The 15751-nt window shown below is 45.8% G+C and carries 17 protein-coding genes; 5 read left to right on the top strand and 12 right to left on the bottom strand.

Annotation, left to right across the window (positions count from 1 at the left end):
• Positions 1 to 81: 81 nt before the first annotated feature.
• The 3 genes from ribH to H3H32_RS31260 form a co-directional block, all read right to left on the bottom strand.
• Entirely contained in the window at positions 82 to 582 is a 501-nt protein-coding gene (ribH, locus tag H3H32_RS31270) for a 6,7-dimethyl-8-ribityllumazine synthase (RefSeq protein ID WP_182464542.1), read from the bottom strand.
• A 171-nt stretch (positions 583 to 753) separates the two neighbouring features.
• The gene (locus tag H3H32_RS31265) at positions 754 to 1449 is read right to left on the bottom strand and encodes a tetratricopeptide repeat protein (protein WP_182459658.1); all 696 of its coding nucleotides are present in this window, start codon (positions 1447 to 1449) and stop codon (positions 754 to 756) included.
• 85 nt (positions 1450 to 1534) lie between these two features.
• The gene (locus tag H3H32_RS31260) at positions 1535 to 1759 is read right to left on the bottom strand and encodes a DUF4926 domain-containing protein (RefSeq protein ID WP_182459657.1); all 225 of its coding nucleotides are present in this window, start codon (positions 1757 to 1759) and stop codon (positions 1535 to 1537) included.
• 266 nt (positions 1760 to 2025) lie between these two features.
• Here H3H32_RS31260 and H3H32_RS31255 point away from each other — a divergent pair, with 266 nt between their 5' ends.
• The gene (locus tag H3H32_RS31255; protein ID WP_182459656.1) at positions 2026 to 4407 is read left to right on the top strand and encodes a TonB-dependent receptor; all 2382 of its coding nucleotides are present in this window, start codon (positions 2026 to 2028) and stop codon (positions 4405 to 4407) included.
• On the opposite strand, the gene H3H32_RS31250 is transcribed toward H3H32_RS31255, so the two are convergent.
• From H3H32_RS31250 to H3H32_RS31235, 4 genes are read right to left on the bottom strand one after another with little or no spacing between them, the layout of a single operon-like run.
• Positions 4404 to 7070 (bottom strand): PQQ-dependent sugar dehydrogenase, encoded by a 2667-nt coding sequence (locus tag H3H32_RS31250; RefSeq protein WP_182459655.1) that lies wholly within the window; start codon positions 7068 to 7070, stop codon positions 4404 to 4406. The two genes, H3H32_RS31255 and H3H32_RS31250, sit on opposite strands and share 4 nt — an antisense overlap.
• A gap of 24 nt (positions 7071 to 7094) precedes the next feature.
• Positions 7095 to 7289 (bottom strand): DUF2283 domain-containing protein, encoded by a 195-nt coding sequence (locus tag H3H32_RS31245; RefSeq protein ID WP_182459654.1) that lies wholly within the window; start codon positions 7287 to 7289, stop codon positions 7095 to 7097.
• Positions 7286 to 7537: a DUF4258 domain-containing protein gene (locus H3H32_RS31240; protein WP_182459653.1), complete on the bottom strand. Its 252-nt coding sequence runs from the start codon at positions 7535 to 7537 to the stop codon at positions 7286 to 7288. The genes H3H32_RS31245 and H3H32_RS31240 overlap by 4 nt, the downstream gene beginning before the upstream one ends.
• A gap of 1 nt (position 7538) precedes the next feature.
• On the bottom strand, positions 7539 to 8678 hold the full coding sequence (locus tag H3H32_RS31235; protein ID WP_182459652.1) for a cystathionine gamma-synthase: 1140 nt from the start codon (positions 8676 to 8678) through the stop codon (positions 7539 to 7541).
• Between the two features lie 86 nt (positions 8679 to 8764).
• On the opposite strand from H3H32_RS31235, the gene H3H32_RS31230 reads away from it, so the two are divergent.
• The gene (locus tag H3H32_RS31230; protein ID WP_182459651.1) at positions 8765 to 9436 is read left to right on the top strand and encodes a TVP38/TMEM64 family protein; all 672 of its coding nucleotides are present in this window, start codon (positions 8765 to 8767) and stop codon (positions 9434 to 9436) included.
• A 99-nt stretch (positions 9437 to 9535) separates the two neighbouring features.
• On the opposite strand, the gene H3H32_RS31225 is transcribed toward H3H32_RS31230, so the two are convergent.
• Positions 9536 to 10354, bottom strand: a complete 819-nt coding sequence (locus H3H32_RS31225) for an alpha/beta fold hydrolase (RefSeq protein ID WP_182459650.1) — start codon at positions 10352 to 10354, stop codon at positions 9536 to 9538.
• A gap of 31 nt (positions 10355 to 10385) precedes the next feature.
• Here H3H32_RS31225 and H3H32_RS31220 point away from each other — a divergent pair, with 31 nt between their 5' ends.
• The 3 genes from H3H32_RS31220 (at position 10386) to H3H32_RS31210 (ending at position 13285) form a co-directional block, all read left to right on the top strand.
• Positions 10386 to 10841 carry a MaoC family dehydratase gene (locus H3H32_RS31220; RefSeq protein ID WP_182459649.1) on the top strand — a complete coding sequence of 152 codons (456 nt, stop codon included), beginning with the start codon at positions 10386 to 10388 and terminating at the stop codon, positions 10839 to 10841.
• Between the two features lie 206 nt (positions 10842 to 11047).
• Positions 11048 to 12187: an acyl-CoA dehydrogenase gene (locus H3H32_RS31215; protein WP_182464541.1), complete on the top strand. Its 1140-nt coding sequence runs from the start codon at positions 11048 to 11050 to the stop codon at positions 12185 to 12187.
• A 171-nt stretch (positions 12188 to 12358) separates the two neighbouring features.
• Entirely contained in the window at positions 12359 to 13285 is a 927-nt protein-coding gene (locus tag H3H32_RS31210; protein WP_182459648.1) for an AraC family transcriptional regulator, read from the top strand.
• A gap of 74 nt (positions 13286 to 13359) precedes the next feature.
• On the opposite strand, the gene H3H32_RS31205 is transcribed toward H3H32_RS31210, so the two are convergent.
• From H3H32_RS31205 to H3H32_RS31190, 4 genes are all read right to left on the bottom strand, one after another.
• Complete coding sequence (locus H3H32_RS31205) at positions 13360 to 13791, bottom strand: energy transducer TonB (RefSeq protein ID WP_182459647.1); 432 nt, start codon at positions 13789 to 13791, stop codon at positions 13360 to 13362.
• Between the two features lie 3 nt (positions 13792 to 13794).
• Complete coding sequence (locus H3H32_RS31200; RefSeq protein WP_182459646.1) at positions 13795 to 14604, bottom strand: phosphoglycerol geranylgeranyltransferase; 810 nt, start codon at positions 14602 to 14604, stop codon at positions 13795 to 13797.
• Positions 14525 to 15043, bottom strand: a complete 519-nt coding sequence (locus tag H3H32_RS31195; RefSeq protein ID WP_182459645.1) for a hypothetical protein — start codon at positions 15041 to 15043, stop codon at positions 14525 to 14527. Before H3H32_RS31195 ends, H3H32_RS31200 begins: the two co-directional genes overlap by 80 nt.
• 84 nt (positions 15044 to 15127) lie before the next feature.
• Positions 15128 to 15553, bottom strand: a complete 426-nt coding sequence (locus H3H32_RS31190) for a phage holin family protein (protein ID WP_182459644.1) — start codon at positions 15551 to 15553, stop codon at positions 15128 to 15130.
• Between the last annotated feature and the right edge of the window lie 198 nt (positions 15554 to 15751).

Raw genomic sequence — 15751 nt, 5'->3', positions numbered from 1 at the left:
ATGGTGAAAGAGTGAATGAGTGAAAGAGCGACTAAGTTGAGAGCTATCTGGCGCTCTCTCACTCATTCACTCTTTCGCTCTTTAAAATTTAGTATAAACTTGTTGTTGTAATCCGAGCATTTTGATGGCGGTAATTGCCGCTTCGTCGCCTTTGTTGCCATGCTTCCCACCTGCTCGATCAAGTGCTTGTTGCTGATCATTAGGGGTTAACACGCCAAAAATGACGGGCTTGCTTGTTTTCAGACTCACGTTCGTCAAGCCCTGTGCCACAGCGTGGTTTATGTAATCGTTATGTTTGGTTTCACCCTGGATTACACAACCAAGCGCGATTACGGCATCGATATCATCGCGCTGCGCAAACCATTGAGCGCCTAAACTCAACTCGTAGCTACCCGGCACATTGCCCCGGATAATGTTTTCAGCCTTTGCACCGTGTTGAAGCAGGATTTGGTAAGCGCCTTCGAATAAGGCTTCGGTAACCTCGGTATTCCACTCAGAAACCAGAATAGCAAACCGTCGAGCGCTAATATCAGGTAGTTCGTCTGTCGAGAAGACGCTTAGATTTTTTAAGTCAGATGCCATTTTTTTTGTCATGCTGACGAAGGAAGCATCTTCGCGAAAAGCAATAGAGGTTATTATCGTTAAACCCAATTGACGAAGATGCTTCCTTCGTCAGCATGACAAAAGTCCAACAAAAAAGGACAAAACCGATGTCGGCTTTGTCCTTTGCAGTATTGATTTAGTCAAGTACGCTTACGACTCACCGACGGTTGCCTCAAGTACGGATTTGTACTTCTTAGCACTACCAACCTCAGCGGATTCAGCGTATTTTTCAATGATTTCGTTGTACGTCTCGATAGCTTTATCATTCTGCTTAGCTTGCTCGTAAGCAACAGCTAGCTTCATAAGATAGCCAGGCGTGAAGTATTTGTTCGACTTATAATCAGCAGCCTTTCTGTAATAATCGGCAGCTTCGTCGAAGCTTTTCTTCTCCATATAAGCATCACCCGTCAGAGCATAAGCACGCGCCTGCACTAACAGATCTGAAGAACTGAAGCTTTTCAAATGCTCAATGGCATCGTCGTATTTGCCTTCTTTCAGCAAACCAACGCCCGCATAAAATTCGGCCAGGTTACCACCTGGTGTCGAGCCATAATTATCAGCCACTGATAGCAAACCAGGAGTTTTGCCATCGCCGTTCAAGGCTTTTTTCAGTGAGTCTGCTTCGAGTTGATAAACCGACGGAAACATTTCGACCTGCGCCGTTTCATCCTGGCTACCGATGTAAAAACGATATCCTACAAAACCAGCAACCAGCAGCACAATACCGCCGAGAATACCGAGTACAATATTCTTGTTTTGCTGGAAGTAATCGCCAACATCCTCTAACTTTCCTTCTAATGCGTCTGGATCTTCCAGAAAATCCAGGCCACTATTCTTTTTGCTCATGCTTTTGCAATTTGGACTGCAAAATTATAAATATTTATAATTGCGGAAAAGCGTAAGTCTCAAAAGTTTACGAATTCTGAGCTTCTTATTGCGATATATCGCGTACCGCCATAATTTCTGACGCCCGAACCTCCCGAATTTGGTGTGCTAACAAGGTTTCGATAGCTACAGCCTCGCCCGTTAAGGTGACAAATTCAACTTCAAACGCCTTTCCTCCATTATACACAGTTAAAATCGTGCCAACATCACCAGCTTTTAACTGTCCATCTGAAACATCTTCCTGTAAAACCACTAAATCAAACTCATTCATATCTACATAAATATGGTACGAACACTATCTTTTAAGTACACAAACGACGGATTTTACCTCTTGTTTCGCAAATTAAATTAACTTTGCCTCGCTAATCTTAATAAGGGGTGCCCTAATACAACGGGCTGAGATTATACCCATTGAACCTGCGCGGGTAATGCCGCGAAGGGAAATGAATTCGCAGCAAGCAGTTGTGAATGTGTCCAAACAATTATCTCTAACCAAAGGTAGGTTTGGCCCCTTGCCTATCGTAACTGTTTTCAGTCGTGAAAAAAAGTACGACCTATCTTACAATTCTCGTAGCCCTACTGTGGCTATCAGCACTGCCTTCATGGGCTCAATTATCTATTTCCGGTACAGTCAGCGATGCCGATGGCGGTACATTGCCTGGTGCAGCCATTACGATTGATGGTACTTACAAAGGCACGTTCACAAACGCTTCAGGTGCTTTTCGGCTCACCGGCTTAAAACAGGGGCCTTTATCTTTACGCATATCCTTATTGGGGTATGAACCTCAGAATCAAACAGTCGACCCAACGTCAACGACAAACCTTGCCATCAAATTAGTCAAAACGGCAGTGGCAGTTGATGAAGTGGTGGTTAGCGCCACGCGTGCCAATCAGAAATCAGCTATTGCGTATACAGATGTAACGCGTCGGGATTTAGACAAGCTGAATCTGGGACAGGATGTGCCCCAACTACTGAATTTTACCCCGTCGATTGTTACAACGTCGGATGCGGGTGCAGGCGTGGGGTATACGGGTATCCGTATCCGTGGGTCCGATGCCACACGGGTCAATGTGACACTCAATGGGATTCCCTATAACGATGCCGAGTCGCAAGGGACATTTTTTGTAGATATGCCCGACTTTGCTTCGTCGGTAAGCAGTATCCAGATTCAGCGCGGTGTTGGCACCTCAACCAATGGCGCTGGCGCATTTGGAGCCTCTGTTAACATTCAGACGAACAAACTCGAAACAAAACCCTATGCCGAAGTCAATCTATCGGGCGGATCGTTCGGGACTCGGAAAGCGAATGTGCTGGCGGGTACGGGTTTATTGAACAACCACTTTACGGTAGATGCTCGTCTGTCGAGTATTCACTCCGATGGTTTTATTGATCGCGCTTTTTCAAATCTGAAATCGTTTTATCTGTCAGGCGGCTACTACTCGGATAAGAGTTTTGTGCGGTTAAATGTCTTTTCGGGCACGGAGCAAACTTATCAGGCCTGGAATGGCGTGCCGGAAGATATTCTGAAGACGAACCGACGGTATAACTCGTTCACCTACGATAATCAGACAGACAATTATCAACAGGATAACTACCAGCTAATTAGCTCGTTCGGGTTAAGTAAAAACTGGCGGTTGAATGCGTCTTTATTCTACACCAAAGGCAAAGGTTATTATGAAGAACTAAAGCCGAACGATGCATTCAGCAAGTATAACTTGCCCAATGTGGTTATCGGCGATTCGGTGATAAAGAGCACGGACATTATTCGGCGGAAATGGTTGGATAATGATTTCTACGGAACCGTTTTCTCCCTCGATTACAACAGCTTCGGTAAACTAACGGCCAACTTCGGTGGAGGCTGGAACCAGTATCAGGGCGCTCACTTTGGGGAAATCATTTGGGCGCGCGTAGCCGGGAATACCAATATCCGGGATCATTACTACGACGACAACGCCATTAAAACCGATTTCAACTTGTATGCAAAGGCATTTTATCAATTTAGCAACCCACTTAGCGGTTTTCTGGATCTACAGGTTAGAACCGTTGGTTATTCGTTTTTAGGCTTCAATAGTAAGCTCCAGAATGTTCAGCAGAATGCCAACTTAACATTCTTCAACCCGAAAGCGGGGCTGACGTATACTATAAGTGATCACAGCACAGTATATGCTTCGGTAGGCGTTGGGCATCGTGAACCCAATCGCGATGATTATACCCAATCGACCCCCGAAAGCCGCCCGAAAGCTGAGCAATTGATCGACTATGAAGCGGGTTATAAAATTCAGTCGGAGGGGCTGGCCTTTTCGGTCAATGGTTACTATATGAGCTACAAGAACCAGTTAGTGTTATCTGGTCAGTTAAATGATGTTGGCGCTTACAACCGCGTGAATATTCCGGTAAGTTATCGCGCGGGTCTGGAGTTTGAAGTGGGCGCGCGATTGGCGAAACAGCTTCGCTGGAACGTAAATGCTACGTTTAGCCGAAATAAGGTTAAGAATTTCACAGAATATCTGGACAACTACGACACCGGCAATCAAGACAGCCGCAGCTACAGCCAAACCGATATTTCGTTTTCGCCCAATGTTATTGCCGGATCGCAGTTGTTGTTTACTCCTGCTAAAGGGTTGGAACTGGGGTTACTTTCAAAGTATGTTGGCAAGCAGTATCTGGATAATACGTCCAATGAAAGCCGGAAATTGAATTCCTATTTCACGAATGATATCCGATTGATTTATACAATCAAGCCGAAATTCGCGAAGGAAATTGCGTTTACAATACTGTTCAACAACGTTTTGAACGAACTCTATGAGTCGAACGGCTACACATACGCTTACATTTCGGAAGGCAAAGTCTTAGCTGATAACGCTTACTATCCACAAGCCGGGCGGAATTTCCTGGCCGGGATACGAATGCGTTTTTAGTGTACCACTAATCGACGGTGCAAGGCTGGCTGGTTAGCAGGGCGTACAACAATCTGGTACAAGCCTGCTGGCCAGTCAGCAACCGAAATAGCGTACTCATTTACTCCGGTTATAAATCGAATAGGGCGTTCGTAGATACTACGGCCCAGCAGGTCAGTCACTTCCAGCTGGGCACTCCCAGACATAAGCGCTGTATAACGAACGGTTGCCTGATCCTGAGCGGGTGATGGAAATACGATAAAGCCTCCTTCTGCTTCAGGGGTTGTAGCAGTAATAACCTGAGGGCTAAATAAGTACGGCTTACTGACAATCGCTTTCTCGAACTGATCAGAACCCCAAAAGAGCCGCGCCGTTGCATAACCGGCATTTTCCAGGTAATCCATCTGAATATCATATACCTGCCCTGCCACTAAACTAGCCTGCCCCGACCATTGACTGGACGGTTGTAATCCCCATTTGTCGATCAATAGTTTTTTGTCCACCCAGAGTCGAACGCCGTCATCGGTTTCCGTGTAAAACGTATAGGTATCGGTAAGTGGTGCCTGCACTTTTCCGGTCCAGCGCGTAACAAAGTTATCATCGCCAATAAGGGGGGAAGGAGAGCCTTCGCCCCAGTTAAAGTCAATGGTATTATCAACACGGGTTACTGTGGGTGTTCCGGTGATTTCGCTGCTATTGTTATAATACTCACCTAATAAACCATTACCCTTTGGAGGGGTTATAGCCTCATAATTCATTGCCAGGTTAGGGCTTCCCGATGGCACTTCGTAGGTTATTAAGGGCGCATTTTGGTTATTCCCCCAACCCAGAAATTTATAGAAACCGTCGGACGTAGCCAGATAGGGTTTGGTTTCGAGGCTCCGAAGCATCCCAACTACGGACTGAAACGTCAGATCAACCTGCTGGGGTTGCCCTTCCAGATAGATTCGAATACCTGTTAAACTACTCCCAATGGTAACCGTAGCGATTTCAGGTTTAACATCAACATAGGTTTCGTTGGTAAGGCCCGACACATCGGTAACCAGCAAGTGGATTCGATACCAGACTTCAGTAGAGGTTTCGCCCACACGAGGCACTCTGTATGTGCCGGTAGAAATGCCGCTAACGGGGTCAAGAGCGGGGTGCGTATGATCTTCGTGATGAAAATTAATCCACCAGGTCAACTTAGCATTTGTTAATGGCTGCTGGCTGGCATTTAGCGCACTGCCTGCGAATGTAATCAGATCGCCCGCTTTGTACGTTGTATTGCTTACGGGCTGGCTGATAGAGGCTATCGGCCGCTGTGCTTGTACAACGCGTAACGACATAACATCCGAACTATCGGCCCCCAACGCATTCGAAATAATACAATTAAATGTGGCTCCATTGTCGTCCAAAGTAGGACTAGTTAGTGTATACTGACTTTGATTGGCCCCCGAGATTACTTTTCCATTCCGATACCAGGTGTAAATCAATGGTTTCTGACCAACGGCTTCTACTTCAAACGTGACAGCTTCGCCCACTGGAACAAAGGCGCTTGTCGACTGGCGGCTGATATACGGTAAACCCGAATCGAAAAATGAGACTTTATACACCGAACCGTTCGTGCTTGAGGTGTTATCTTCCAAAGCACCTCCCCCCTGCCCAGCTCGAGCCACGTAATAAAGGTATCCGTCGGGACTAGTAGCCAGTGCAACAGGCCGATCAATTCCCGTTACGAATGTGTTGATTATCTGCCCGGTTGCCGGGTCCAATGTCTTGATGGTTCCTCCGCAGTAATCAGCGAAAAACGCTCGTCCTTTGTATTCAGCAGGAAAACGAACAGTGGGTGGATTATAAATCGCCAGACCCGCTACCGCACAGTCGGAATCGTGATTGTAGGCATAAATTGGGTCTACGTAATTGCTGGGTGCATCCTGACTGGTTCGACGCCCTTCGATCAGCGGCCAGCCATAATTACCTCCGGCTTGAACCACGTCGATTTCTTCGAACAAATCCCCACCAACATCACCAACCAGGATTTGTCCGGAAACAGGGTTAATATCCATCGAAAATGGATTTCGAAAACCCAGCGCGTAAATAGCCTTGTACGGGGCCGCCAGTTGATTCGCGAACGGATTATCGGCGGGGAAGCTACCATCATCATTCAATCGAAGTACTTTCCCTAATAGGCTGCTTAAACTTTGGGCAGCTGTGGCATTGGAGCCCTCCCCTACGGCCACGTATAACTTTCGATCAGGCCCAAATCGGAGTACACCGGCATTGTGAATTGTCCCAAGTAATGGGTCGAAGTCGAGTAGAGTTTTCTCACTTTTCGGATCGGGAACACCACTAACTACCGTAAATCGGCTCAATCGGTTGTGCTCGGCCCCTTTTACGGTGTAGTAAACGTAAAGATAAGGCGTTCGCGGGAAATCGGGGTGGAAGCATAGGCCCGATAAACCGCGCTCATTGTAGGTATCAACATTGGTCAGCGTCAGAAATGGATCAGAGGCTAATACATCGTTGATAATTTCGCGGATGCTCCCGTCTTTATCAACCACAAACAACCGCCCATCTGGCGAAAAGGTGATCGTGGTAGGATTCAAATTTCGCGCCACCTGTCGCTGGACAAACCCATCCTGCAGTTGAGCCAGCGCCGATTTTAGAAGCGTAACCAGAATTAGCGTAAAAATGAAGCGCATCCGTTTAATAAAATAAAGCTTTTATCAAGCCAATTCCATCTCAATACTAGTTGGCTTGGGCATTTTTTGGGAAGCGTTCAGTAGCTCTATACCAACCAATGCCCCAGATACCGAGTAATCTAAAATAACACCGGGCTTATCTTCATCACTTTCGGCAATCGGTTCATTGCTCAAACTGATATACAGAATATCTGTTTCCTTATCATACTTTACTTTCATTCGTATTTCTTGATTTTTGAGGTGAGATAAACTGTCTTGACTAAGTTCGGGGTTTTAGTACCATTAACAAAAATTCGCAGTAAATAGTCTTTTGTGTCTCGTTCAACTACACCCTGATAAATTTTTTGACCATCTCCCTCTTCGAAAATAGAATCGGGAGCAGATAGAACTGAGTCAACCATTTCCAAAGTTAAATTACGCAGTTCTATCTGTTCAAGTGCATGCTTAGAAAGTTCAAACTTTGCCATCTCAGCCAATGGCCTGTTCCAGATCCTGAATCAAATCCTCAACGTCTTCAATACCAACGCTGAGCCGGATGAGCGTGTCTTTCAGGCCATTTTTAATCCGTTCTTCTTTAGGAATGCTGGCGTGGGTCATGCTGGCCGGATGCGTACAAAGCGACTCCACACCACCCAGCGATTCGCCAAGGGAAAATACCTCGAAGCTTTCCATGACTCGCACGGCTTCCGGCATTGAATCGCCTTTTAATTCAAACGACAACATACCCCCGAAACCCCGCATTTGTTTTTTCGCCAGTTCATGGCCAATGTGCGACTCCAGACCCGGATAATAAACCTTGCTTACTTTAGGATGCTGTTGTAAATACGTTGCTACTTTCATTGCGTTTTCACAATGCCGCTGCATTCGAATGTGCAGCGTTTTTATACCGCGAAGCACCAGAAAACAATCTTGCGGCCCCGGCACGGCCCCGCAGGCATTTTGAATAAAAGTTAGTTTCTGAGCGGTTTCGTCATCGTTCAGGACAATAGCGCCCATAACCGTATCGGAATGGCCACCCAGGTATTTCGTCACGGAATGCATCACAATATCAGCACCCAGATCGAGCGGATTTTGCAGGTAGGGCGACGCAAACGTATTATCAACTACCAGCTTAATGTTGTGTGGTTTCGTAATGGCCGCAATAGCCGCAATGTCGACTAGCCGAAGCAACGGATTGGTTGGGGTTTCAATCCAGACCATTTTGGTTGCTGGCGTAATCAGTCCATCCAGATTAGCCGGATTCGATAGATCGACGAATTTAAATTTCAGCCCAAATTCCTGAAACACCCGAACCATAATTCGGTAGGTGCCGCCGTATAAATCATTGCTGGTAATGATTTCATCGCCGGGCTTAAATAGTTTCAAAATCGCATCCGTCGCGCCAAGTCCCGACGAATAACAAATACCGTGTTTGCCATTTTCGAGCGCTGCGAGGTTATTTTGCAGCACCGTACGCGTTGGATTTTGCGTACGGGCGTATTCGTAGCCTTTGTGCTTACCCGGTGACTCCTGAACGTAAGTCGACGTTTGATAAATGGGCGTCATAATGGCACCCGTAGTAGGGTCCGGCTCAATACCGGCATGGATGGCTTTGGTTCCGAATTTCATGATCAAAGGTAGCGAAGAATACAATGTAGAGCCGAGCCTATAGATAGGGTTTAAACCACAATCCCCATTTCCCCGTTTGATACAGTGTGAAGTTAACTATTTCTAAATCGGTTACCGGCCCGGCCCTTGCTGGCCTCGCCTTATCGGTAACCCCAATTGTATTTACCTCTATACTGACCTACTATGCCGTAGTTCATGAGGCTGCTATTGCCGGTTTTACGGCCTGGCAATGGGCAGGTATTACGATTACCTGCGCCATTACGTCAGCAGGCTTAACGCCCCCAACCATGTTAGCGCTGATTTTCGGCTATTTTCTCGGCTGGCAGGCTGTTTTGCCCCTATTCGTTATCAATTTCGGCGGAATTCTGTTCATCAACCTGCTCGTCCGTTGGCTCGATCACGAGCGTTTTCTGGCCTTTATTCGACGAAATCCAAAAGCCCAATCGGTACTCGATCGGATTTTGAACAACGAGTTAGAAGTTATCTTTTTCGCGAAACTCTCCCCTATTCTACCTTTTGGTCTGACGAACCTACTGTTTGCGCTATCGGGAGCAAAGCTCAAAAATATTCTACTAGGCGGCTTTTTAGGCATGACGCCCCGCACCATATTGGCGATCTGGTCTGGTCACGAAGCCCATGAGATCAAAACGCTGCTGGAAAATCCGAACCAAAGTGCCTGGACCCAAATTGTGGTTATTGGCTTAATTGTCGTCTCAATTGCGGGGCTGTGGCAGGTTATTCAGCGATCATTAAAATAACATACTTCTGGCGCGGGTATTCACCCGTGCTTTTCAATATGGCGAGCATATGCTCGCGTTTATGAATGGGCACGAGTAAATACTCGCGCCATACGGTGCTTAATACATTGACTCTTTTACTTTTAGCCCTTCTCCGGCCAACTCAATTAAATGATTGTGGCCTGTTTTTAAAACGGTGAGTTCGTAGTGAAGAAGGCGTTTTGTTAGAGGCAAAATGTAGATGCCCGGAACAATTCGGTCGAAAGCACCCGTAAAAAAATGTACGTGCACCCTATATTCATTCAATACCTTACTGATAACAGTCAGATTTGGCTGAATCAGGCGAAACTGAGTCCAGCTTTTATACACTAATGCTCGTTGCTCAGGAGTACCCAACGAAATTTCGGCGAAGCGCATAACCGTTCGATTCAGTAAGCCAAGCCGGGTGAGCGTATGACCGAAGGCCGTTAGCATCGACAAATGCCGGAGTACATAACGAAACAGCCATCTTCCTACACTTGATCCTGTAGCCACCTGATACCACGGACTTCGCGTAATACCATCAGGCGCCAGCAAGAACAGTTGATCAAGCCGACCTGCAAACCCCTCAACAGTCGCTAAAGCAAAACGACCACCAAGACTAAAGCCCATTAACGAAAATCGGTCGATGTGCTGCTCCTGCAAAAAGGCACCGATAAACCCTTGCCAGACTGATTTAGTCAGTAACTCGTCGCTCGTGTATTGACTTTTGCCATGGAAAAATAAATCAATCGCAAAAATGGTAAATTGATTACCCAGCGATGCTTCTAACGGTGTAAAAGCCAGGCGGCTTTGCCCAAAACCATGGAAGGCCAGCAAAACAGCCGGGCCCGTTCCGAATTTTTGGTAAGCCATCAACTTGCCTTTGCGCTCAAACGTTTGAACAGTAGCCTCGCTCATAGCCAGCAAAGTTGCAAAAACCCGAACACCCATGCTAACCTTCACTAATCTGGCCGACTTTTCGGCTCACGTTGGACAACCTCTCGGCACAACCGAGTACATGACCATCACGCAGGAAATGGTCAATCTCTTTGCTGAAGCCACCGGCGATCATCAGTGGATTCATACCGACCCCGAACGAGCGGCCAAACTATCACCCTATAAAATGCCTATTGCGCATGGATTCTTAACGTTATCACTGGCCCCCAAGCTAATGGCTGAACTCTACCGAATTGAATCAGTGAAGATGGGAATTAACTATGGGTCCAATAAAGTTCGTTTTACCAATGCTGTTCCCGTTGGAAGCCGATTGCGGATGAGCGTCCAATTGCAAAGCGTAGAGGCTCAAAGCAAAGGCTTTCGGGTTATTACGGAATGTATTTTCAACGTAAAAGGCGACCCAAAACCAGCTTGTGTGGCGGAGTTAATTACCTTATTGTTCGAATAAATAGTATGCAAGCATACCATTATCCAACAATTTATTACATTTACACATAGACCGCTGATGTTTATGATCGTTATGATCCATTATGATTTTTGAGGTGAAATATATCTCCTTACATAATAGAGGCCGGTGCGGTTCTATCAATACTCACAACAAACCTTTTAAACAACACAATTCAGATGGCAACGGCATCGCTGGAGTTACAGGGATTGAATTTTAATTTATCGGAAGAGCATCTGGCAGTAAAGGAAGCTGCCCGCGATTTCGCCCAGAATGAGTTATTACCTGGCATTGTCGAGCGTGACAATGAAGCCCGATTCCCAGCCGAACAGGTCAAAAAAATGGGCGAGCTGGGCTTTCTGGGCATGATGGTTTCGCCCGATTATGGGGGTGGCGGCATGGATACGGTTTCGTATGTGCTGGCCATGGAAGAAATTTCCAAGATCGATGCGTCGGCTTCGGTGATCATGTCGGTTAATAACTCGCTGGTTTGCTATGGTCTCGAAGCATTTGGCACCGAGGAGCAAAAACAGACCTATTTAACCCGACTGGCAACAGGCGAAACCTTAGGCGCTTTTTGCCTGTCAGAACCAGAAGCTGGCTCCGATGCTACCTCACAAGCCACCACCGCCGAAGATAAAGGGGATTATTATTTGGTAAACGGGACTAAAAACTGGATTACGAATGGTAACTCATCCGGCATTTGCCTAGTCATCGCCCAAACGGACCGGGAGAAAAAACATCGGGGTATCAATTGCCTGATTGTCGAGAAAGGTACCCCCGGCTTTGTCGTTGGCAAAAAAGAAGATAAAATGGGGATCAGGGCCTCCGATACGCATTCCTTGTTGTTTACCGATGTAAAAATACCTAAAGAAAATCGTATCGGGGAGGACGGTTTCGGTTTCAAGTTTGCCATGTCGACCCTGAACGGAGGCCGGATAGGTATTGCCGCCCAAGCCCTGGGTATTGCTGCTGGGGCCTATGAGTTAGCCCTGAAATATAGTCAGGAACGAAAATCGTTTGGTAAGCAAATCTTTGAACATCAGGCTATTCAATTCAAATTAGCCGAAATGGCAACCAAAATTGAGGCCGCTCGCTTACTGGTGTATAAGGCCGCCCGGCTTAAAGATGAGCATAAAGACTATATCCAGGCCGCGGCTATGGCCAAGCTATTTGCCTCAGAAATAGCTATGTGGGCCACCACCGAAGCCGTACAGATTCATGGAGGCTATGGCTACGTAAAAGAATTCCATGTAGAGCGATTAATGCGCGATGCTAAAATCACACAGATTTACGAGGGTACATCTGAAATCCAAAAATTAGTGATAGCTCGAGAACTCATTCGATAGGGTATTTTTCCTTAAAATAGAATTTTTCTTACTCTATAATGCGTGTTCAAAGCGAATACGCATTATTTTTTTTATTTTTTGGAAACTTTTATAGTTGTATTAGTTTTGTACAAATTATTAGTTTTGTGCAACTTTGTACAAACCTATGTTTACGGAACACTCCATTCAGCTATGGAAGACTATAATAAAATTATCGAATCGTTGGGCGTAAAGTTTATTAAGGCCCGCAACATTCGGATTTTGCAACCGATCACCATCAAAAACTTCTACGATGTTGAAAATACATTGTTGATTTTGTATAGTGGTGAAGTATCGATCGGCGATGAAAAAATAAAGGTGGAAGTTGGTGATATGCTTTTCATTCCGGGCGGTAAACATGTTACCGTTACCTATGGCGATCCAACAAACCCGAAAACCGTCTCGAACGAAGAGTTCATGACGCATCGCGAATCGTACTGGGAAGGTAACCATGACCCAAAATTGATTGGGCATTTACCGAACTCATTCGGCTATGTATCGTTCGAGGCTAAGGTATTCGATTCGGTTAACTTCTTCAACTCACTTGATGTCCCGCCTTTCATTATTAAGCGGGAAGAACATTTAGCCATTACCATCGACCAGATTCTGGCCGAGGAAATGACTGATCTGGCCGGTAAAGGTCGGATTATCAAGATTAAAACTGAAGAAATCGTTATCGAGGTTGTTCGGTACATTCTGAAGAATCACCTGTTTGTTGAGCAATTGGTAACGAACAGTACGTACTTCAAAGATCCTCGCCTGATCGACATCTTTGCTTACATCAAAGAAAATCTGGGTGGCGATCTTTCGAACAAAGTATTGGCTAACGTAGCTAACGTTTCGGAAGATTATGTGGGGCAGTATTTCAAAATGCTGACCGGTATCAATCCACAGGATTATATCGAATATCAGCGAATGGAAGCGGCTGTCGGTCTTCTACGAACAAGTAAGAAGAGCATTCGGGCTATTGGTGCCGAAGTTGGTTATAAAGACACTGCCTACTTCTGCCGACGCTTTAAGATGATGTTTGGCATTCCAGCTGGCAAGATGCGCCGTCGGGAATCGCTGATGAATGTATAAAAAGAGGGAGAAACGGGAAGAGGGTGGAAAGGACTGTAATTATTTTCCTTTCCACCCTCTCCTCCTTTCTCCCTTTAACGTACGTTTACCTCAATTGGTAGCGTATAAAACACGGGCACACGTTTACCACCAACTTCGCCAGGTTCCCAGCGGGGCATTTTTTCAATGGCGGTAATAATACTAGCCATAAAATCTTCCATACCCTTCTGTGTTTTTTTGTCGAGAGGTTTTGTCACTACGCGCACATCGTGTACATAGCCTAGCTCATCGACAATAAATTTGGCGGCTACCTGTCCAGTATTGTAATTTTTGCGCACCAATACCCCCGGCACCTTTATGTTTTCGGCCAGATAGAGGCTCAAAGCAGGTTTCCCACCTGGAAACTCAGGCTGTTGCTCAGCTACGGTATAAACCTTTTGGTTTTGGGCCTGTGCTGTTGACCAAACTGATGGTGCTATATAAACTGTGCCAGTCAAACACAGGGCTGCAAGAATAAATCGTTTCATGAATTAAGCGCGTACATCTAATTGATTAAACTCTCGCACTACAGTTGATAATTGCGGCAACAGATCGGGGTCTTGCTCGATACCATTTCCAATGACAATCATATCGGCGCCAGCTTTTAAGGCCTGATAAGCCTTTTCTCCTGAATTAATACCTCCGCCAACGATAACAGGTAAATCAACCACCGCTCGAACGGCAGCAATCATTTCAGGCGACACAGGCCGACGTGCTCCACTACCCGCATCCAGATACATAAGTTGTAGACCCAGCATTTCGCCAGCCATAGCCGTACAAGCTGCCACACCTGGTTTATCGTGAGGTAACGGCATTGTTCCGCTTATGTATGAGACAGTTGTTTGCGTACCGCTATCGACCACCATATAGCCTGTTGGTAGAATTTCAAGGCCACTTTTTTTAAGCAACGGGGCCGCAATAACATGTTGTCCAATTAAAAACTCCGGATTTCGGCCTGAAATCAAAGACAGGAATAGAATAGCATCGGCCGACGGTTCAATATGAAGCGGGTTTCCTGGAAACAGGATAACCGGTATGTTGGTATGCTGGCGAATGGCAGCAATCAATTCTTTGTGCAGATAATCGGTCACTAAACTTCCGCCAACCAGAAAAAAGTCAATGGGGTACTCAATTGTGCGGGAAAGTAAGTTAACTAAAGCGTTCTGCTCGATTTTATCGGGGTCGAGCAGAACGCCAATCGCCTTTTGGCCAGATAGCCTATTATTGCGCAGTGTAGTCAACAGGCTCGGTCGAAGCCCGTTCGTGATATTGTGTTGGTTCGGCAGTTGGATTGATGGCATTATTTGTACGGATGCGGGCTAAAAATCCAGTTAGCTGCTCGCGAGCGATATTTGTTAATACAGAGGTGATAATCCCTCCAATTAATCCACTCGCAGCTGCCGACTTATTTACTTTTTTTGCTTGCTGCCGGATAGCCTTATGAGTCGACGGTTGATCATGCTCTTCGTCATCGTCATAATCCTCCTCATCAAATTCGTCTGGTTCGCCATATTTCTCAGCGTACCGATACTCATCAGACTTCGGCAGAATAGCATTAACCACCAAATATACGGCTAAAGCGGCACCCGCGACAAATACAGCTGATTTCCCAACCTCGGTTGCATCTTCTTTTATCGACTCAACCCCATCGGTAATTGATGACTTAAATCGCTCAGTAGCAGCCATCAATTGCGCCCGACGGGCAGTTGTGTCGGCAAATAACACTTTAGGATCTTCCATTTTTAGTTATAGTAAATGTGTACAGGAGCTACACTTTATCAAATTAATTATTTGTTTATCAGAAGCTTGGCAAAAATTCCTGGTTTAATTAGAAATACGATTCGAGTCATTTAACGACGAACGAGTTTGCGCCATCAACTCCTCAACTGCTTCTGTTTTCTCCTCTTTTTTCTTCTCCTGGCTCTTTTTCATAGCGCTATAAGCCGCCACACGAATTTTTGCTTTGAAGAAATCTTTAGCAGCTAGCCAGAAAATGGTCATTACCAGGAAAAAACCAGCCACAATCAAAAAGCCCAGATACTTACTGTCTGTCAGCTGATTTATGTAAGCCGCGAGTAAAATAAACAGGAATATAAGCGTCATTGTACTGAGCAGCGCCAGTACGATACCATGTATCCCAACTACAACTCCTTCTTCTAGTTTACCCCGACTTTCTAATGTAAACAGCTCGATACGGGCTTCCAGATAACGGAATATATTCTCCCGAATTTCTTCCAGATGTTCCAACATGGTCGTTAATAATTAATTATGCTCTCCGGTATTTACAAATAACCGCTCAATTTGTTCAAAAAACCGATAAAAATAAAAACAGCTTCGGCGCCTGGTGCGCCGAAGCTGTTTCGATACTACTATTGATTGCTAACCAGATCTTAAGAGGATAGGCTAGCGTCCAAAATCAATGTTCCTAATCTACCTTCTGTTTATGCC

It is taken from the genome of Spirosoma foliorum (assembly GCF_014117325.1).
GTDB lineage: Bacteria > Bacteroidota > Bacteroidia > Cytophagales > Spirosomataceae > Spirosoma > Spirosoma foliorum.
This window is presented reverse-complemented; position numbering and strand designations above follow the sequence as displayed.